Source organism: Erysipelothrix urinaevulpis, from assembly GCF_009828835.1.
GTDB lineage: Bacteria > Bacillota_I > Bacilli_A > Erysipelotrichales > Erysipelotrichaceae > Erysipelothrix > Erysipelothrix urinaevulpis.
Map to the genome: position 1 here is coordinate 149,521 of NZ_WTTB01000004.1, position 19,823 is coordinate 169,343.

The window sequence follows — 19,823 nt, forward strand, 5'->3', positions numbered from 1 at the left end:
TTAATGCTAATTCATGAAGTCTTAACAATCAAAACTCCACACAAGATAATCGATAACATTAAAAACAACAACCAATATAAGCTCTGATTAATCACTGCAAGATTCAAAGCAACGTTATCTATTTTACTGAGTTTAATATGTTGTTTAACCCAAAAGTTAGCCCAAACTTCCATAAAGACAACCATCAACCAGTGCAATATTTGAACAAGCGTCAATAGCACCAACAACCATTTTAAAATAAGGTATCCTTTAGGAAAAAAGAAACTCACAACACCACTCAATAAACTTAGAATTAATAAACCATATAACCCCATTTTTAATGCAATAAAAAGTTTCAAGATAATTGACGTCTTGATGGATCGAAACGTATGTGCATGACCAAGTTCATGCGCAATACTCAATCTATCTTGAATGGTATAATTTTCTTTTTTTATAATGGAAATCGACTGATCAATACTGTTACACGAATAGTGTTGATCCTCTTTTACCTCTATCTCTTCATATGTGTTAAGCCACAGCTTTATATCATGATAACTCCATTGTTCGTGATTATTTGCATCCTTTTTAATCCACTGATGTTGGACAAACTCTAAGAGTATGATGACAATCAATAAAATCCCCAACAGAACTTGAATCCAAATCATTGATGACCTGAAACCACTTCTTTTACTAGAATATTTGTCAGTTCTAATACTTGAGGTGTCAGTGTCGTTATGATGTCAGTTTTAGTGGCTTCTGGATAAAAAAAGTATAACCAGATAAGCGCTCCTACATACTTACCAAACTCTGTATTAAGATGATACCCATCTAGACACATTGGAATGTCTTGCAACTCTTTTGTTTCTCTAATCACAGAAACAGCATCCGCCGCCAAGATAACATCAAGCCCTTCACGTTTTTGAATTTCTTTGGCAGTTTGATCAATCATCTCATTCATCCTTTGCTGAGAATGATCATAGTGACCATAACTCTCATGATCACAGTCCTTTTCATATGACCATGTTTTATGTAAAACAAGACGTGCTTGGGGTTGATGTTTTTTTAAATAATCAATTAATTCATTGATGTATGGATAATAGGTCTTAATTAAGCCACTCTCACCCGAAAATTGTTGGAGTGTTATAACATCCCACGGTTCACTTAACACAGTCCTTAAGCCAACCTTTTTTTGACATATTGCATCAACTTGATATTCATACACTTCCTCATTTGTTTGTAAATTATGAGCATGAGTTTTGAGCGAACAACCTGGAATATATAAGTTCACAACCTGTGCATCGTAATGATTTAATGCAAATAAACGATTTAAATTTTCAGTAGTATTCATTGAAAAACTATTACCAATTGCTAAAATTTTCATTCTACACCATCCTTATTAACTATATTATAAGCCTTTATCATGGCATTACCATGATTATCTTGCTAAGTCTTTTAACAATTTAGAGGATAAGTATTTACAACACTGAATCAGTGTGCTAGTATAGTTAGGACAGTGATACAGGAGGAAGTATTAAGATGAAAAAAGCAATTGATATTAAAAACCTAAATAAATACTACGGAAAATTTCATGCATTAAATGATGTTTCATTAAGTGTTTATGAAGGGGATATTTACGGGCTTATTGGAAAAAATGGTGCCGGTAAAACAACATTATTTAAACAAATTTTAGGGCTTTCAAATTACCAGGATGGTGATGTGAGCATTCTCAGTAGTACATCTGAAGATCAACTAAGAAAAGCAAGAAAAGACATTGGTTTCTATATAAACTCTACTTTTTTTCCTTATCTTAGCGCAAAAGAAAACCTTGAATATTTTAGAATTTTAAAAGGAATTGAAGATAAAGATGAGGTTGATCGCGTTCTAAAAATTGTTGAATTAGATAAAGTTAATAAAAAATATAAATCTTTTTCAATGGGAATGAAACAACGTCTAGGAATCGCGAATGCTATCATGGGAAATCCTAAAATTGTAATCTTAGATGAGCCAATTAATGGTCTTGACCCTCAAGGAATTGTGGATATTCGTAATCTAATTAAAAAGTTAAATAAAGACTATAACATGACCTTAATCGTATCATCCCATATCCTGAATGAGTTGAGTTTAATTGCCACTCGTTTTGGAATGATCGATCATGGTGTTTTACTAAAAGAAATTACCAGCGACGAATTGCAAGAACAGAAGGACTCAATCATGATTCATACAAATAAATATGACCAAACATTGAAATTTTTGGAAAACAATGCAGTTACGACTATCATTAACCAAAACAATGAGAATGAAATTCAAGTCACAACGTCACTTGAAGCAGATTTACTTTTAAAACAATTAATGCAACATGACTTAGGGATTGAAGAATTTTACTTCCATAAGAGCAGTTTAGAAGAATTCTACTTTTCATTAACTGAAGGAGGAATTAAATAATGTTAGGACTATTTAAAGCAGATTTTTACCGTATTACTCATAAACGTTCGTTTTACTATTACACGTTATTTTGTACAGCAATGTTTACCATTATTGCCATTATGGCAGGTGGACGCGCTATGTCGGATGGAGCGTTTGCTGATTTTGGTATCATGATGATTACCTTATCACCGATGATTATTGGAATCTTTATTTACACACTCTACTTTGGTGATGATATCCGTTACAAAAATGCCCAAGCAACTTTAGGTTATGGTTACACTCGAACATCTCTATTACTTTATAAATTTATATTCTTTGTCTTGTTAACCATATCGGCAAGTGCATACTTATTTCTAATTATTTTTGTTAACTCATTTATCTTTGGAAAAGTACTTCCTAGCCAAGTTACTAATTCAATGGTTTTAATTAGCATCATGGCATCGTTAAAAACAATAATATTTGCAACACTTTCAAATATTATTCTTTACAAGACTCAACAAACATCTGCCAGTACTGTGGTTTTCGTTATGCTAGCAACGTCAACATTAAATATGCTTTTAGGTCTTTTACTCGGACAAAACTTCATTATCAATGTTATTGGTAATCTTACGCCTTACCTGGCAACTACCCTTAGCAACACTGTAATGAATGAATGGATGGCTAATGGAATAGGCTACTCAAGCAACTTATTAATCTTATTGGGTTATATTCTAATATCCTTAACTGCAGCAGTGTTCTTATTTGAAAAGAAAGAACTAGAATTCTAATCCACATAAAAAAACAGCTAACTTCAATCGTTTAGCTGTTTTTTTGTGTCTATTTTTTTATGTTCAATTTTCCCAGACAATTCTCGTTGTTGTTATTATTATTCGATCGAGCACAAACCTTATTGTCTTCTAAATTTAAATATAACCAATCTTCATCAATTCCATTTTTATTCGTACTTTGAATAAAGATAAAATCGCCTGCTCCCATCAAATCAAAAAGCCAAAGATTCTGATCAACTTTTTCATTCTTGTCTCTAAAATAACTTTTCACTTGTGGATCAGTATCTGAACTGAATATATTTTTGACTATTTGTGCAAGTATTAAAGAAAAAGGAAATGACTTGGTAGTTTATGATTTTAATAAAATAAGAGAATTGGCAAAGTATGATTCTACAAGTGTAGAACGCTTTGTAAATGACTTAAAATCAACGTATAGTAAACTCCTTGCAACAAATTATACGCTTGATGATGGCGACGTAATTGAATCATTTACTTTATTTAACCATTACAAGATAATTAGTTCAGAGCAAACTGTTGAAATACAGGTAAACCCTAACTTTAAACACATTCTTAACGACCTAAACTTAGGCAATTTCACTCGTTTTGAATTGCAAGAATATACCAGCATAAACTCAACCTATTCAAAGGCTCTTTATATGCGCTTAAAACAATGGAAGATTATAGGTAAATGGGAAGTTAATCTTGATGAATTTAAACGTGTTATGGCAATACCTGATAGTTATAGAAAGAGTAATATAGACCAAAAAATATTAAATCCAGCATTAAAGGATTTAAGTCCTTATTTTGACAAATTGAAAATTAAGAAATTAGATATGAATAAACGAGCTAGTGGTCGTGGTCGCCCCGTTAAATACATTCAATTTACATTCACGCCACAAGATGACAAAAAAGAATGGTTAAAATCAAAAAGAAAAAAGATAAATAAACGACCACAACCAATTTATGATAAATTTGTTTTTGAAGAAATTTCTGATGAACAAATTGAAAAAACTGAAGAACTATTAAAATCATTAAAATAGCAAGGGTGTGGGATATCCCACAAATATAAATTATCTTCTGTAAGAAGTAATTTGGTAATGTCCGTACAAAACACTGTGATGTTTGTGTACGGACATTACCCTTGCTTGCTATTCGTTTAACCCTCATATTATACATAGAAATAACACACTGTTGTAACCGATTACAACAGTGTGTTATTATTGATTTAAGAGGAGGGATTTATATGAGGAAAAAAATGAAGTTTATAAGTTTTGGAATTCTTTGTTTTTTTGTCACAATAATTTCAACTATACCGCTATCAGCTGAACATTCGAACCTGAGTACAGAGTATCAAAACTTCATATCTAGAAGAGTTAGGTCATTTTCAAGTTACAATTCTTTGGATGAAAATGATATTAAAGAACTGGAGAAACATGATGTAGATAAAGACTTTTACTTGTTTTTTGAAGCGTTTGTAGGAAGTGATTTTACAAATTATATGTCTACAAGTGAGGGGAGTATTATTATAAATGAAGAATCAAAGGTTCCAATTCTTTTAGACGGATCTATTGAAAATAAATTAATTGTATTAATCGGAGATACACAATATGCTATAAAACAAGAAGATAATTTATTTGGAAGTAATCTGTTACTAGAACATCATAACGGAAAAAAAATGTATCTCCATGAAGAAACATTTAATAATGCGCCTGTAAGTAACGAAAATCATAATCCAATGGCCAATGTACGTTCTGGAGCATATTGGAGATCTCCATCTGGTCCTGTTAGAGGGAAAACAGGTTCTTGGCTCGCTGTTCTATCATTAGCTTTAGAGGCTGTTGGCTGGGTAGGAAAATTCAAGCATCCCGTTGTTGGTACTATATTCAAGGCTGTTGGTTCTGCTGTAACAGTTGGTTCGTTAGTTTACGTAACTTTATATACTGAAACTTATCAGTCACAAAGAAGTGATTGTAGAACCTATATTCGTCAGCAGACTTTGTACTATAAACATAGTAATTATTCGGGTTATCAAAAAACTAGATTCAGTTTCTTCCACAGTGTTCGTCCTGACTATGCTGGTGGATCATGTAGGAAATATTAATTCATATGAAAAAATATATTATATTTCATTCTCTTTTTATTATTTTATTATCAATTATTTCTCTGTCAATAGATAAACTAGATACTTATAGAAAACTGAATTATTTTATAATAGGTTTTGTTGTTATTGGTTTAATAAAATTTGTTTTGGATAAAAAAAAATAATTTAACTATCTTAGCTTATTTTTTGATGCATCAAAGTAATAGGTTAAATGAGTAGCAAGCAAGGACTATGTATACACACCAACTCTCACGTGTTTTGTATATACATAGCCAATTTTTTCTTTCAAAAGATAATTTATACTCGTAGGATATACCACACCCTTACTATTTTTAAAAAACGCCATTAAAAACAGTTGTTTCTACTCTAGCAACTTATTAATCTTATTGGGTTATTTTCTAATATCCTTAACTGCAGCAGTGTTCTTATTTGAAAAGAAAGAACTAGAATTCTAATCCACATAAAAAAACAGCTAACTTCAATCGTTTAGCTGTTTTTTTGTGTCTATTTTTTTATGTTCAATTTTCCCAGACAATTCTCGTTGTTGTTATTATTATTCGATCGAGCACAAACCTTATTGTCTTCTAAATTTAAATATAACCAATCTTCATCAATTCCATTTTTATTCGTACTTTGAATAAAGATAAAATCGCCTGCTCCCATCAAATCAAAAAGCCAAAGATTCTGATCAACTTTTTCATTCTTGTCTCTAAAATAACTTTTCACTTGTGGATCAGCATCTGAACTGAGATCCCACTTTGCTTGATCACCTTCATACCGAAGTCTGATTTGATTCGTGAGAATCTTATTTCCTTTTTTTACCTCTATTTGAACATAGTCTTTATCAACTTGTTCGATATTATGATAGGTTATTTTACCTGTATCTTGTGAACATCCTACAAGTAATAACACTAAAAGTATACTTAAAACTATATTTTTTTTCATGGCCCCTCTTCCTTTCAATCAAAATATAATACACTTAAATCCTAATATAATTAAGTTTGGATTTCAACTCAAATTTTATTCCATCAAAAAAGCTATCACGTGTCGTGATAGCTTTCTATTATTTAATTTCGTATTTGCTTTCGCCTGTTTCAAGGAATGAAGTAAGTGATGTTAGTGCAACTTCAACCATGTCACTGACTGCTTGATCTGTATAAAATGCACTGTGTGGTGAAACAATCACGTCTTGATGATTCATAAGGTAAGCTAAATTATGATCTGTTAAACGTGTATTTCGGTGATCTTGGTGAAATACACCCAATTCACCTTCTAAGACATCGAAGCCACATGTAGAAATATGTCCATTGTCTAAATATTTAATTAAGGCATTGGTATCAATTAATTCACCACGTGATGTATTGATGACAATTAAACCTTTTTTTGTTTTTGCAAATGTTTCTTCATTTAATAAGTGATGTGTTGATTCAAGTAGAGGTGCATGTAAGATAATCACATCCGCTGTCTCTAATAATTCATCAATGCTTACATAAGTAACAAACTCTTTAAGTCCTTCGTTTTCAAACACATCTTGTGCGATGATTTTCCCACCAAAGCCTGCCAATTTACGGGCTGTAGAAGCACCAATACGTCCTGTACCAACGATACCAAATGTTAAGTTATGCATTTCTCGGCCTTGAATATTATTCAATGAGAAATCTTGATTTTCCATTCGTTTCATGACTTTTTTCATGCGACGAACTGCCATTAGTGTCAACATAACTGTGTAATCAGAAACACAGTCTACTGAATAGGTCGCATTAGAGAATTTAATTCCATGTTCTCGAACTGCTTCCATATCAACGTTGTTGAAGCCAGCACTTCTTGATGCGAGGTATTTACAACCTAATTCACTTAATGTTGCAATGTTTTCTTTACTTGCATCACAATTCCCTAAAATACTAACAGCTTCATATCCTTTAGCAAGATGAATGTTTTCACTTGATAATGAACTGTATACTAATTCTACCTCAATATTTAACGCTTTTGAAAAACGTTCAAAGTCTGCAAGCTCATCAGGTCTTGCGGCATATGCTATAATTTTTTTCATTTTTTATTTCCTCCCTTTAATGTTAAATCTAATCAAATTTAATTGCGTAGTCTTCATCGCTTACAAGTTTAACTGTTCGCTTGAAAACAAAATCAAATACAAATCCCATTGCAACAGGAATAGCGATAAATGCTAAAGCTGTAATTAGTAAATTGGACATTGTATAACCAACAATATTTAAATGATTGAGTGGTCCAATTAAGCCACTAATTCCAAATCCAGCACTTGCTGGTGTTCCAACAATATTTAGAATTCCTGCAAAAGCGCCACAAACTGCCGCATTCGCAATAATTGGTATCATCATGCTTGGCTTTTTAATAAAGTTTGCCATTTGCATTTTTGGTGATCCTAAGAAATGAGCAATACTTGTTCCAAAACCATTTTGTTTGTAACCTGAAATTGCTAATCCAAAACCAGCTGCACAAATTCCTAAGTTCGCTGCGCCTGATCCAACACCACTTAAACCAATGGTTAAAGCAACACCCGCTGTAGATAACGGTGAAACAATCATCACAGCAAAGGTAACACTAATTAAAATTCCTGCAACGATAGGTGTTAAATCCGTAAACTGAGAAACCAATGTTCCCACAAGTCCTGTTAGTTGAGAAACAACTGGTAAAAGTACAAATAATCCTAAGCCACCAATGACTGTCGTCACTAAGGCCGGAACAACAAGGATAGTATACGCTTTTAGACGATTACCAATCAGTTGAATTGCAAAGACAGCAAGACCAGCAACAATCCCTGCATTCACAACATCACCAATACCAACTAATGTTAAGCCAGTTTCAGTAAAACGCATAACTCCTGAACCAATGGCGGTTGTAATTGCAAGTGTTCCCGATTGAATTGGGTTTAATTTGAATTGCATTGCAATCGTTAATCCCATAATAACCGGTAAAAGGCTTGTCGCCATTCCCGTTAATTGAGCCACTTTTGTCCATTCAAACGCTTTGGCTAATTCCCCTAATAATGCACCGGGTATCAGTGCAACAACAATACCAACACTCATTCCTGTTAGTACTTTGTTTGTAAATTCTTTAAATCCTATTTTGTTTTCCATGTGAAGAAAACCCCCTTACACCTAAAATCTAAACTATGACCTTAGGGTAGAGTAAAGTGATTTTATCGAACTTTTACCTGATATTGTTGAATCATTTCATCCTCTGAATTTGTAAAAGTATAATCAACTAAGCAAAAATCAAGAATCGGTCCATCAACCTCATACCCTTCATTTTTAATCCACTCTAAAAACTCAATAAGCGCTTGTTTACTGTGGTATCCGCCCTTTTTATACATACAAACATATTTCCCTGAGGGCAATATTTGCTCTGTATTCATCCTTAACCCATCAGATAATCGGATAAAAGACCCCGCTTTTTCATCAATATTTAACGGATCAGGGTAGATGGTACCATACTCCATTTGTGAAAAAATGTCTTTTTCAATCAACTCTCTGAGCAAAACCCTATATGCAAGCATGATATTTTTTTTGCTTACATTTCCCTCACTCACCGATAACGCTATTCGTCGTTCATCAAATAATTTGATTGCAGGTTTATTTAAATCTCGTTCATCTAAATGTTGGACACGATCATAAAATGATAACAAAAACTCCAAATCTTTTTTTCTTTGTGAGATTAATTTAAATTCTTTTTCAACTTGTTGGTGGCGTTCTTTTAAATTACCAATTAAGTAATCAAAATCTCTTGTTTCCAACATTTGTTTTATTTCGGTTAATGTAAACCCTAAGTCTTTAAAGTATATAATTTGTTTTAGATAAGGAAATTGCTTCCGTGAATAATAGCGATACCCTGTTTCTTCATCACTATACTCTGGAGAAAAAAGCCCAATCCGATCATAATAATGAAGTGTTTTACGTGTAATCTTGTGTAAATTAGCAACTTCATTAATTAAAAACATCTCTTCATCCATACTTAACACCTCGTTCTTATTATAACAAGTTTGCGTCTTTCATGCTTTGCTTTCAATCATAAGAAAAGAAAGTCTAGATGACTTTCTTTAATACGACACTTTCATATGGCCTTAATTTAAGATCTTTTTTAATCTTAAAATCCGAGTAATTATTAATAACGACGTCATGATAATCTTCCTTTAATTCATAGTCAACAACCTTATCATAAAAGTTATGAATGCAAAGATATTGATCAGCCCTTGTATAAATAAATAAATTGGGATGATCAAGATCGATGAATTCAATATCTCCATCAATCAAAATAGGATCGGACTTACGAATAGCAATGAGATTTTTATAGAAATAAAAAATTGATTCTTTATCCGCTAAAGCATCTTCCACCGTCCATAAAGTTTTAGCTTTAGAAAAGCCTAACCATGGCTCAGCATTACTAAAGCCATAATGAATATCGTCATTCCAAGGGATCGGGGTACGTCCATTATCGCGTGATCGTTCTTGAAGTATTTTTAAAACTTCTTTTTCGGAATGGTCTTTCAATAATATTTTATAGTAATTCAATGATTCAATATCTTGATAGTCACGAATTGAATCGAAATAAGCATTGGGGAGTCCTATTTCTTCACCTTGATAAATATAAACAACACCTTTTAATGTGAAGATCATGCTCGCCAACATTGTGGCACCTTCAAAAGATTCATTGGTAAATCTTGAAATTGCCCTGGGTTGATCGTGATTGTTTAAAAACAATGACATTGACGCATCGTTTTCAATCATTCCTTTTTGCCAATCTGCATAAAGATGCTTAAGTTCTAAAAAATCAAATGGTTTTAATGCCCATTTATTTCCATCCTTATAGTCAACTTTAAGGTGATGAAAATTGAAGACTGTACTTAAACCACTTTCACTTTTTTTAGAATATTGACTGGCTTTTTCAATGCTAGTGGATGATAATTCTCCCACGGTCATCACATCATCAACCAATGCAAAACTTTTTGCTCCAAGTTTGCGTAAGTATTGACTAACGTTGGGTCCATCAGTGTATAAACGTCGTCCATCACCCTGATGATCATCTTCAAACACATCTGGTTTGGAAATTAAATTAATCACATCAAAACGAAATCCTCGTACACCTTTATCCAACCAATAGCGACATATTTTAACAAATTCATCAAATACAATCGGATTCTCCCAGTTAAGATCAGCTTGTGTTTTATCAAATAAATGAAGGTAATATTTATCTAGTTCTTTGACGTATTCAAATGCTGACCCTCCAAATTTAGATTGCCAATTGACCGGATTATCAACGAAGATATAACGATTCATAAAATCAACATCGCCTTGAAGCGCTTTTTGAAACCATGGATGTTCTGTTGATGAGTGATTAAATACCATATCAAGCATAATATCCATCCCTCTTAAACGAGCTTGATCAATTAATGCTTGCAAGTCAGCATCAGTTCCAAAGCGTGGATCTACATGATAATAATCACTGACATCATAGCCATTATCAACGTGTGGAGAACGAAAAACAGGTGTTAACCAAAGCACATCGACGCCTAAGAGTGCGAGATAGTCAAGGCGTTGGATAATCCCTTGAATATCTCCTTCTCCACGTCCCCTGGAATCATTGAATGATTTTGGGTAAATCTGATAAACAATTTTATTCTCCATTGTTTTTTCGTTTTCCTAAATAAACTGTAATTCCAAAAGGAACCACCATTGCAACCAACGCTATAAACATAAACTTAGGATAATCAACCAGATTAAAGGATAAAATGCCTGGTAATCCACCAACACCCACAGAATTAGCCATCAGGCCCATACCAACTGACAAGATTGCTGCAATACTTGAACCAATCATTGCCGCAATAAAGGGATAGTGATACTTTAAGTTAATCCCAAACATAGCGGGCTCTGTAACCCCTAAGTAACTAGATATCGCTGCAGGAATTGAAACTTGTTCTTCTTCCTTATTACCACGATTTAAGAATATTATTCCAACGACTGCACTTCCTTGAGCAATGTTACTAAAGGCAATCATCGGCCATAATAATGTTCCACCAAAGTCATTGGCTAATTGTAAGTCAATAGCATTGGTCATATGATGAAGCCCTGTAATTACCAAAGGTGAGTAGAAGAAACCGAAAATCGCGGCAAAGATAACTCTGACTTGGGAGGTCAAACCAGCATAGACACCACTGGAGATCGCACTCCCAATCTTCCAACCAATTGGCCCTAAAACAACATGAGCAAATAATACAGTGGGAATCAGGGCAAACAAAGGAACAAAAATCATTGATATTGCATTAGGAATAATCTTTTTAAAGAATCGTTCTAAATAAACAAGGGTAAATCCTGCCAACATGGCTGGAATAACCTGTGCTTGGTAACCAATCATTTGAATTTGTGTAAAACCAAAATCCCATACAGGTATTTCCGCAACAGGAGTTCCTGCAACAGCATATGCGTTAAGAAGTTGTGGAGAAACCAATGTGATTCCTAAGACAATCCCTAAAATTTGAGTTGTCCCCATCTTACGAGAAATAGACCAGGTAATACCAACTGGTAAAAATTGAAAAATTGCTTCCCCAATTAACCATAAGAAATGATTCACACCACCCCAAAACGGATAAACACTCGCAATGGTCGCTTTACTTCCATCAATCAAAGTTATAATCTTAACACCTTCGAGAATATTTCTAAACCCTAAAATTAATCCCCCAACGACAATCGCTGGAATTAAAGGTGCAAATATTTCCGCTAAATTACTGGCTAATTTTTGCAAGAAATTTTGCTGTGTCTTTGCCAGTTCCTTAACCGTGTCTTTACTTGTTCCTTCAATTCCACTTAACGCAGAAAGTTCTTGATAAAATACATCAACATCATTCCCAATAATAACTTGGAACTGACCTGCTTGCGTAAAACTCCCCTTGACACTTGGAATGGCTTCAATTGCCTCCACATCAGCATTCCCAGGCTCAACCAGAACAAATCTCAAACGTGTAACACAATGGGTCATGCCCGAAATATTATCCTTACCCCCAATTGCATCCAAAAGTATCTGTGCATCGTTTGTATAGCTTGCCATAACTCTTCCTCCTTTTTCTAGACATCAATCAAGAGTAGAAAATAATAAAGACCTTTCCTAGGCCACTATAAAAAGTAGCTTCTAAGAAAGGTCTTGCCCAAATTACATTAAGGTTACAAGCCTACTTTAATCATTTAAGACTAAAGCCTCGTTATTATTTTCATTCATCAGAATCGATGTCATTTTTTAAAGAATCATTGAAACGCTGTAAGCGCTACGATTCTTTTCATCTTCATTATCATATAGGTCCTACACTTTGTCAAGTTTTTATTTAGTACCCTTGCCTATGGTTTATCATTCAAATAGATGTGGACATTAACTCCAAACGATGAATATGAATGGTTAAGTACACCATTTCCTGTGATTTAAGAGGCGTATCAAAGCGTTTTTCAATATATAAACGAATAGAGTTTGCAACACCGTATGCTTTAGGAAAATCTGTCATTACATTTTTTAGTACGATTTCATCAAAATCAATCTGTTCTTTCGATACAACACGATGTAAGAGCATTTTTAAATGAACCATAATTCTTTGTGTCGCTAATTCTTCTGGCTTAAGAGCAATAAGATATGTATCACGGATAATGTTTAAAAGATCAAACACTGCATCAATGACAATGGTTGATTGATTATTAAGATTATCGTTTAAACCATTCACAACATGAACTGTTAAAAAGCCAACCTCATCAAATGGTAAATTAATAGCAAACTCTTTATTGATACGTTGAAATACCTTTTCTGAAAATCTGAATTCTTCTGGATATAAGATTTTTAAATCATAGATTAATAAGTTCCGAATTTCTTGTCCATCACGATGACGCTGCATTGCAAAATTTATATGATCGATTATTGTTAAAAAAGCGTGCGAACCGAGAGTTAAACTCAACAACTCACTTTCCTCTTTAATCAAGCGATACAATTTCATAAAGACATCTTCAGGTATTTCCTCGATTAATTGGCTCGATTTGTAATAATCTTCACGTTTAAGTTCGAATATTTTTTCTATTTTTTCATTCGGTATCTGTTGAAGGGGTTTTGAATTAAAGCCAATACCTAAACCTACAACGATATATTCTTGAAAATTATGCGTTGCTTGGACAACATTATTGTTTAATATTTTCTTAATTCTATACATATTGCCACCCCTTTCTCTTATTCCATTATAGTGTAAGTTTTAATTTATTTCCATAATAATAAAAACAAGCAAAGCTTAACTTTGCTTGTATCGTCGTACAACAATGGTCGCTGCAATTAGATTAATAATGCCAACCATGAGATTAAAATACATCACTAATTTAATATTTCTATTTGCTAGAACCCCCGTAATGTAGGGAATCAACATCACAGAAATGCTTGTTGCCATTGTATAGACACTGGTAACCCTACCTTTAAAATGGGGGTAGAAATCAATCATAATCGCAAGTGCGATTTGCCATATTCCTCCAGCAGCAAATACACCGATAAAGAATGTAGCGACCTTAATGAATAAAACACTGGGTATTAAGATAATCAATGTTAATAAAACAACAGAGATCGAGGAACAAACCCAAAGAATCCAGTGATCACACCGAGTCTTTTTTGATACATATGCAGTAATGAATACAGATATAAAAGATCCTAAACTATAAAGAGAAACTAATTTCAATGCTTCAGCACGTTCCATATTCACAACTTGCATCGCATACTCTGGCATCCACCAAGCAATGATATTGAATAGTGTAACAATTGTAAAACCTAATGTAACAAGAGCTACCCCTTCTAATTTAGAATCACGTTTTAGATGTGTGTCAATCTTATTTATGACATTTTGTTTTGGGTTAAGTTCTGGAAACTTGCATCGCCACATTACAATTAGATTAATGAGCAATAAAAGAATGCACATGACAAAAGTATATCCATAATAAAGGTCTTCGATTAGGAGAAATCCTACAATGTAAGGAAGAATAAATTGTCCAATCGAAATAAATGCTTTGTTAAAAACTGAAACACTGCAAGAGAAATTTGGGTAAATTTCTGCAATGGCTGGGTACGTCCCAGTATCTAAAAATGCATTCGCGAAACCTGCAAATAAAGCAAAAAAAGCAGCTAAATAAATGAGATGACTGAACATAATGCCAGTAAAGAAAATAAGATAGGAAATCATACCGATAAGAATAATTGGTTTTCTTCCCAGTCTATCAGAGAGATAACCACTTAAGTACAAGACAAGAACTCGACCTAAACCAATGCAAGAAATAACAAGAGAGACCCCCTTTGCATCGGTTTGAAGTTGAACCATCAATTCTTTAAGATGTTGCGATAATATAATTGCAGCCATCCCTTGTAAAATATAGTTAAAGAAGAGCGAAAAAACAGTGATCTTTTTCTCTCTATTGTTCATTGTCGCGCTCTTTTTCTTCGTCAATTCGATGAAGAACACTGATAATATCATGAGCTTCACGTACACCATCAATTATTTTTCGTGCCCGTTTACTATCACCAATGTTTAATATTTTTATGCCTTTCGTAGCATTTAAATGTCCAAGTTTTTCTAAGAGTGGATTAAAAGATTTCATACCTAGGCATACAAATCCCTCATCAAAAAATAGTTCTTTTTCTTGATTACGATGTTCGACAACAAAACTATTTTCTTTCACTTCTATAAGTTTAGTATCTGTTAACATTTCAACACGATCATCATCAAGAACATGCAATGTATGGAGTTTAGTAATCAGATCTAAATCTTTCCCAACTTCGTCTTGTAGTTCAATCACTTTAACAGACTTCGCATTTCGTTTAGTATAGTATTCTGCTACATCAAGCCCCACTGCACCACCACCAACAATGACAATATTCTTGTCTTGAGTTTCTTTGAAATTACCCATGTTATGAATTAAATCAAAAATAGTATGAACGCATTTATCATCCTTGCTTAGATTTGATAATAACCCTTTAATCGGTGGTAAAAGAGGAACAGAACCTGTCGCATTTACAATGAGATCATACGACATTTCTTCAATATCTTCTTCTTGAATTTGAGTATTCAAATGAACAGATAAACATTCAAGTTTATTTGCACGTTGAATTAAATAAGTAGAAAAGTCTTCAATTCTGCGCTTTTCTGGTAGTTTACTAATATCGACTGATAATCCACCTAAATACGATTTTTGTTCATATAAATCAACCGTACAATTTAACTCAGCAGCAGTACAGGCAGCTTCTAGTCCTGCTGTTCCTCCCCCAATAACCGCTACTTTTACATCATGTTTAACTGGTGATAACTTATAATCATCTTCATAAAATATATCAGGATTTACAGTGCATCGGATTGGTCGTCCTAAACGAATTCGATGATCGGCACAACCAATATTACAAGAAATACACTTTCTTAATTCTTCGATCCGACCACTTTCAACTTTTTTAACCCAATTTGGTTCGGCAATCAAACCACGACCCATTGCAATTAAATCAGATTCATTGTTTTTAATAATTTTTTCAGCCACAAATGGTGTTCTTATATTTCCCGAGACGATTGTCAGTTTATGAGGAAACCGTTCTTTTACAGCTTTTGATAAATAGGATCGCCAGCCATCTTCGAGATGCATGACATCAATTTGATAAAACAAGCTATCATTTAGTGCACAGGATACATCCAAAATATCGATTTCTTCGACAAAGTATTCTAATAAATCTAATGTTTCTTCGAGTGTATTCCCATTTTCTAAAAATTCATCTGCACTGAATCGAAGCATGATTGGAAAGTTATTACCGACTGCTTTCCTTATTGCCTCCACAACTTCTTTAGCAAATCTTGCTCTATTCTCAATCGAACCACCATATTCATCCTTGCGATTATTTGTGATAGGTGATAAAAATTGACTGATTAAATAGGAGTGTCCTGCATGAATTTCTACCGCGTCAAATCCTGCTCTTTGAGCACGATGAGCTCCTTCGGCATACTTTTCTATAATTGATTTGATTTCAACTTGAGTCAATGGTCTTGGAATTGCTCCGTTTTTCTTCGACGGTAAATTCGAAGCTGATACTTGTTGCAATCCATCCAATCTCAATGGACTTGCTGATGCGCCAGCATGATTAATTTGAACTGAACAGCATGCACCATAAAAGTGCATCCGTTCAGTAAATTTATAGAGACCTGGTAAATATTGATCATTATCCATTCTTAATTGAGTCGTTCCGTTTGTGCCCATGGGATAGTCAATACATACATTCTCTAAAATAATAAGACCTGTGCCCCCTTGGGCACGTTGTTCATAATAGGCAAGATGGTCTTTATTCATCGAACCATCAATATTCGCAAAATTGGTTCCAATCGGCGGCATAACAATACGATTCCGTAGTGTCATTGCTTTAACCGAAAGTGGTGATAATACATTGTTAAATGACATAGTACACCTCTAATCTTCTCTTAACTTCTGCCCTGTCCACATTTTAAAATTAATTTCGGCTTGCCCAATGAGCATTCCTTCTCCATTAATTATCTGACAGTTTTTTTCCTTCGCATGGTCTAACAGTACCGTTGTTTCTGGATTATAAATTGTATCCGCAACAACCATTCCATCTTTAATGAAATTAGCATGAGGCAACGCCATCTTATCCTCATGTGGTTCCATCCCCATTGATGTCGCATTAATTAATATGCTACTTTTCAAGATTGCTTTTTTTAATTGCTCTTCATCAAGCAAATCAATCAAATGAACAATCGTATTGGTTTGACTTTCAAGTCGTTTCACTAAGTCTTGAGCTAATTCAAACGATGCATCTTTAATATTGAACAAGTATAATTCTTTTACATTTTCTAAACATAATTGGGCAGCAATGGCAGTACCTGCACCCCCAACACCTAATAATGTTACAATTTCCGACTCCAATTTAACACCATGTTTTTTTAAGTTGTTTGTAAACCCGATCCCATCAGTGTTGTAACCGACCACCGCCTCATCTTCAACGACTAAACAGTTGACAGCTCCCACTAATTCCGCGCTTTTATCTAAACGATCTAAATATGGAATCACTGACACTTTATTAGGCATGGAAACATTCGCTCCCAAGAAATTTAATGCTTTAAAACTATCGACAGTTTCTTTGATATTTGATCCATTAACATTAAAAGACAGATAAATTGCATTGATATCTAAACGTCTAAACGCTTCATTGTATAAGTCTGGTGATTTAGAATGATCGTGTGGATCTGCAAATAATCCCAATAATCGTGTTTTTGCATTGACTATGTTTCCCATTATCGTTCTTCTTTCTCAAAAATAGATTTTAATCCAAAGACTTTTTTGTAACGTGTTGCTAGAATTACCATCAAAATGAAGCCAACAATCGCAACGCCTGCATCAAGAAGCATGACTTTTGTGAAATCAACATTTAATAAGTATTGGGCTATTTTGGGCATGACGAATGTTGCGGACGCCATAAATATATTATAGATCCCTGTATTTCTCCCTTTACGTGCTGGGAAAAATCGTGATAACAAGGCATTTCCCATTTGTAAAACACCACCCGCTGCCGTGAAGCCGACGATAGGTGCTCCAATCGACAAGGTTGTTGCACTTGGGAATAAATAAATCATCATTAATGCAAGCGATGATATCAATGTATAAATAACTAACAGCGCCATTTCTCTTATGCCTTTTGACATCAGCATTGATGATACAAATACTGCTAAGAATGCTCCAAATGTATAAGTGGTCGTCAAGAAACGAGCGGACATGTCACTCATCCCAACAACGTCAGTTCCATAAAGTGTAATCACTTGTTGGAAAAGATAAAAGGTCGACATACAGAAGAAAGCATAAATAATAATCATGACACCCTCTACATTATATCGAGGTTCAACCACGAATATTTCTTTGGCTGCTTCACTCTCTGTTTCTTCTTTAGCAATCTTTTTATGATCTGGAAAATCAGCTTTAAGCATGATAATAGTGTTGATAATTATAATAACAAGCGGCAAGACAATTGACCAACCATACCACATATTTTTTCCAGTCAAGAAACCGATGAAGATTGGTAATAACATACCAGATGTTGAAATGAATCCTTTAACGATAACTGAAGCTGTACTTTGGTTATTTGGATAAATCTCCATTAATGCTGGATAGGAAGCGGCATCCAAGAACGAGGTCGCTGCTCCTGCAATAAATGCCACGAATGAAGCAACAAATAGATTTGTATTCACGAGCAATAAACCAAAGAACAGAATGTATCCAAACATCCCAATTAACGCTAATGGCTTACGCCCAAATCGATCCGATAATTCCCCGGCAAAAAATAAGATTAGAAATTTACCAATTCCTACCGCAGAAATAACGCCCATAACACCAGCCTTATCTGTGTTCCATAATACAGCAAACGATGCTGCGTTTTGTGAAATAATAATTGCTTGGATCCCATGAACAAAATAATTCATGTAGATTGCAAAAGCAGTAAGATTGTACTTGTTTTTTTTCATTTTTTCTCCTTATGAGGTCCATACGAAAAATCAAATTCATTCATGACAAAATTCTTAAAATTCCTTAAATTATCTGACTCATTAATATCTTTTCGAGTTACAAGATAAATTGTACGCTTATACTTCGGTTTATGAATCGGTAAACAATAAACATCTCGACTTTCATAAATCATTTTCATCGGTGCAATTGCATACCCTATATTTTTTTCAATTAATGCTAACATCGATAACTCATCATCAATTTCAGTTAAAACTTTAGGTGTTTCCCCAATTTCAGAAAATAAATCTAAAATTTCATTCCGAGTTGCGTATCGATTTGCATATTGAATTAACGATTTGGATGCCATATCACTTAAATCTATCGATTTCTTCCCTTGGTAAATCGTCGTTTTAGGTAGAATTGCTACATAGTCCTGATCAAAGAGTGGGGTAATTTCTTCTGATGGACTGGTCAGTGCAATTCGATTAATAAAAATAGCATCAAATCTCCCTTGTCTTAACCCTTGAATCATTTCATAAGTCCCCTCACCACTTTTTGTATCACTCTCAAAAATATCGATGATAACGTTGTTATTGGGATAGGTCTTATAATAGAGATCAATTAATCCTGGGATATAATCAGCAGTCAGTGAGTATAAAAAAGCAATTCTTATATGATTACTTTGATCACTTTGAAGTTGATGGATATGTTCAACGCCATCATTTATCAATAAAAAGGCCCGTTCAATGTACGTGATAAATTCTTTCCCACACTGTGTCAGTTGAACATTTCTTCCTATTTTTTCAAACAACGTTACATTTAAATCAGCTTCAAGTTTATTCATCGCAATACTCAGTGTCGGTTGAGTTATGTGTAATAACTCTGCTGCCTTTGTATAATGTTGCGTACGTGCAAGAACTAAGAAATATTCTAAATGATTGTAATTCATCGTTTTTCCTCTTCTCTTTTAAAAGCACAACTTTAGTCTACTTTGTGAAATCATTCTCTACCAATTAATTTTATCAATACACCAAGCAA

At 33.8% G+C, this 19,823-nt stretch carries 18 protein-coding genes; 4 read left to right on the forward strand and 14 right to left on the reverse strand.

Annotated features, from left to right (window positions below; all coding sequences use genetic code 11):
- Positions 1–11 precede the first annotated feature (11 nt).
- Positions 12–644 (reverse strand): hypothetical protein, encoded by a 633-nt coding sequence (locus GVV10_RS06010; RefSeq protein ID WP_159520649.1) that lies wholly within the window; start codon positions 642–644, stop codon positions 12–14.
- On the reverse strand, positions 641–1,360 hold the full coding sequence (locus tag GVV10_RS06015; protein ID WP_159520651.1) for a DUF4886 domain-containing protein: 720 nt from the start codon (positions 1,358–1,360) through the stop codon (positions 641–643). Before GVV10_RS06015 ends, GVV10_RS06010 begins: the two co-directional genes overlap by 4 nt.
- A gap of 155 nt (positions 1,361–1,515) precedes the next feature.
- Between GVV10_RS06015 and GVV10_RS06020 the strand changes: the two genes are divergently transcribed.
- From GVV10_RS06020 to GVV10_RS06035, 4 genes are all read left to right on the forward strand, one after another.
- Positions 1,516–2,421, forward strand: a complete 906-nt coding sequence (locus GVV10_RS06020; RefSeq protein ID WP_159520653.1) for an ABC transporter ATP-binding protein — start codon at positions 1,516–1,518, stop codon at positions 2,419–2,421.
- Positions 2,421–3,170, forward strand: coding sequence for a hypothetical protein (locus tag GVV10_RS06025; RefSeq protein ID WP_159520655.1), 750 nt, complete (start codon positions 2,421–2,423; stop codon positions 3,168–3,170). Before GVV10_RS06020 ends, GVV10_RS06025 begins: the two co-directional genes overlap by 1 nt.
- A 290-nt stretch (positions 3,171–3,460) precedes the next feature.
- Positions 3,461–4,210, forward strand: coding sequence for a replication initiation protein (locus GVV10_RS06030; protein WP_328705627.1), 750 nt, complete (start codon positions 3,461–3,463; stop codon positions 4,208–4,210).
- Between the two features lie 203 nt (positions 4,211–4,413).
- Entirely contained in the window at positions 4,414–5,271 is an 858-nt protein-coding gene (locus tag GVV10_RS06035; protein WP_159520660.1) for an MFS transporter, read from the forward strand.
- 504 nt (positions 5,272–5,775) lie between these two features.
- Here GVV10_RS06035 and GVV10_RS06040 read toward each other — a convergent pair.
- The 12 genes from GVV10_RS06040 to GVV10_RS06095 all read right to left on the reverse strand — a co-directional run bounded on the left by GVV10_RS06040 (position 5,776) and on the right by GVV10_RS06095 (position 19,734).
- A complete protein-coding gene (locus GVV10_RS06040) occupies positions 5,776–6,216 on the reverse strand; it encodes a hypothetical protein (RefSeq protein ID WP_159520662.1) in 441 nt (146 codons plus the stop codon).
- 118 nt (positions 6,217–6,334) lie between these two features.
- Positions 6,335–7,321, reverse strand: a complete 987-nt coding sequence (locus GVV10_RS06045) for a D-isomer specific 2-hydroxyacid dehydrogenase family protein (protein WP_159520665.1) — start codon at positions 7,319–7,321, stop codon at positions 6,335–6,337.
- Between the two features lie 28 nt (positions 7,322–7,349).
- Positions 7,350–8,384, reverse strand: coding sequence for a PTS transporter subunit IIC (locus GVV10_RS06050; protein ID WP_159520667.1), 1,035 nt, complete (start codon positions 8,382–8,384; stop codon positions 7,350–7,352).
- Positions 8,385–8,446: 62 nt separating this feature from the next.
- Positions 8,447–9,256 (reverse strand): MerR family transcriptional regulator, encoded by an 810-nt coding sequence (locus GVV10_RS06055; RefSeq protein WP_159520669.1) that lies wholly within the window; start codon positions 9,254–9,256, stop codon positions 8,447–8,449.
- Between the two features lie 73 nt (positions 9,257–9,329).
- The gene (locus tag GVV10_RS06060) at positions 9,330–10,928 is read right to left on the reverse strand and encodes an alpha,alpha-phosphotrehalase (protein ID WP_159520671.1); all 1,599 of its coding nucleotides are present in this window, start codon (positions 10,926–10,928) and stop codon (positions 9,330–9,332) included.
- Complete coding sequence (treP, locus tag GVV10_RS06065; protein ID WP_159520682.1) at positions 10,918–12,345, reverse strand: PTS system trehalose-specific EIIBC component; 1,428 nt, start codon at positions 12,343–12,345, stop codon at positions 10,918–10,920. Before treP ends, GVV10_RS06060 begins: the two co-directional genes overlap by 11 nt.
- Positions 12,346–12,643: 298 nt before the next feature.
- On the reverse strand, positions 12,644–13,480 hold the full coding sequence (locus GVV10_RS06070; RefSeq protein WP_159520684.1) for a PRD domain-containing protein: 837 nt from the start codon (positions 13,478–13,480) through the stop codon (positions 12,644–12,646).
- A gap of 75 nt (positions 13,481–13,555) precedes the next feature.
- On the reverse strand, positions 13,556–14,725 hold the full coding sequence (locus GVV10_RS06075) for an MFS transporter (protein ID WP_159520686.1): 1,170 nt from the start codon (positions 14,723–14,725) through the stop codon (positions 13,556–13,558).
- A complete protein-coding gene (locus GVV10_RS06080) occupies positions 14,715–16,733 on the reverse strand; it encodes an oxidoreductase (RefSeq protein ID WP_159520688.1) in 2,019 nt (672 codons plus the stop codon). The genes GVV10_RS06075 and GVV10_RS06080 overlap by 11 nt, the downstream gene beginning before the upstream one ends.
- Before the next feature lie 9 nt (positions 16,734–16,742).
- Positions 16,743–17,585 (reverse strand): shikimate dehydrogenase, encoded by an 843-nt coding sequence (gene aroE, locus GVV10_RS06085; protein ID WP_159520690.1) that lies wholly within the window; start codon positions 17,583–17,585, stop codon positions 16,743–16,745.
- On the reverse strand, positions 17,585–18,805 hold the full coding sequence (locus GVV10_RS06090) for an MFS transporter (protein WP_159520692.1): 1,221 nt from the start codon (positions 18,803–18,805) through the stop codon (positions 17,585–17,587). Before GVV10_RS06090 ends, aroE begins: the two co-directional genes overlap by 1 nt.
- Entirely contained in the window at positions 18,802–19,734 is a 933-nt protein-coding gene (locus tag GVV10_RS06095) for a LysR family transcriptional regulator (protein ID WP_159520694.1), read from the reverse strand. Before GVV10_RS06095 ends, GVV10_RS06090 begins: the two co-directional genes overlap by 4 nt.
- Between the last annotated feature and the right edge of the window lie 89 nt (positions 19,735–19,823).

Coding starts and splice junctions, on each gene's coding strand:
- GVV10_RS06010 (WP_159520649.1), bottom strand. CDS start 644: ATGATTTGGATTCAAGTTCTGTTGGGGATTTTATTGATTGTCATCATA.
- GVV10_RS06015 (WP_159520651.1), bottom strand. CDS start 1,360: ATGAAAATTTTAGCAATTGGTAATAGTTTTTCAATGAATACTACTGAA.
- GVV10_RS06020 (WP_159520653.1), top strand. CDS start 1,516: ATGAAAAAAGCAATTGATATTAAAAACCTAAATAAATACTACGGAAAA.
- GVV10_RS06025 (WP_159520655.1), top strand. CDS start 2,421: ATGTTAGGACTATTTAAAGCAGATTTTTACCGTATTACTCATAAACGT.
- GVV10_RS06035 (WP_159520660.1), top strand. CDS start 4,414: ATGAGGAAAAAAATGAAGTTTATAAGTTTTGGAATTCTTTGTTTTTTT.
- GVV10_RS06040 (WP_159520662.1), bottom strand. CDS start 6,216: ATGAAAAAAAATATAGTTTTAAGTATACTTTTAGTGTTATTACTTGTA.
- GVV10_RS06045 (WP_159520665.1), bottom strand. CDS start 7,321: ATGAAAAAAATTATAGCATATGCCGCAAGACCTGATGAGCTTGCAGAC.
- GVV10_RS06050 (WP_159520667.1), bottom strand. CDS start 8,384: ATGGAAAACAAAATAGGATTTAAAGAATTTACAAACAAAGTACTAACA.
- GVV10_RS06055 (WP_159520669.1), bottom strand. CDS start 9,256: ATGGATGAAGAGATGTTTTTAATTAATGAAGTTGCTAATTTACACAAG.
- GVV10_RS06060 (WP_159520671.1), bottom strand. CDS start 10,928: ATGGAGAATAAAATTGTTTATCAGATTTACCCAAAATCATTCAATGAT.
- treP (WP_159520682.1), bottom strand. CDS start 12,345: ATGGCAAGCTATACAAACGATGCACAGATACTTTTGGATGCAATTGGG.
- GVV10_RS06070 (WP_159520684.1), bottom strand. CDS start 13,480: ATGTATAGAATTAAGAAAATATTAAACAATAATGTTGTCCAAGCAACG.
- GVV10_RS06075 (WP_159520686.1), bottom strand. CDS start 14,725: ATGAACAATAGAGAGAAAAAGATCACTGTTTTTTCGCTCTTCTTTAAC.
- GVV10_RS06080 (WP_159520688.1), bottom strand. CDS start 16,733: ATGTCATTTAACAATGTATTATCACCACTTTCGGTTAAAGCAATGACA.
- aroE (WP_159520690.1), bottom strand. CDS start 17,585: ATGGGAAACATAGTCAATGCAAAAACACGATTATTGGGATTATTTGCA.
- GVV10_RS06090 (WP_159520692.1), bottom strand. CDS start 18,805: ATGAAAAAAAACAAGTACAATCTTACTGCTTTTGCAATCTACATGAAT.
- GVV10_RS06095 (WP_159520694.1), bottom strand. CDS start 19,734: ATGAATTACAATCATTTAGAATATTTCTTAGTTCTTGCACGTACGCAA.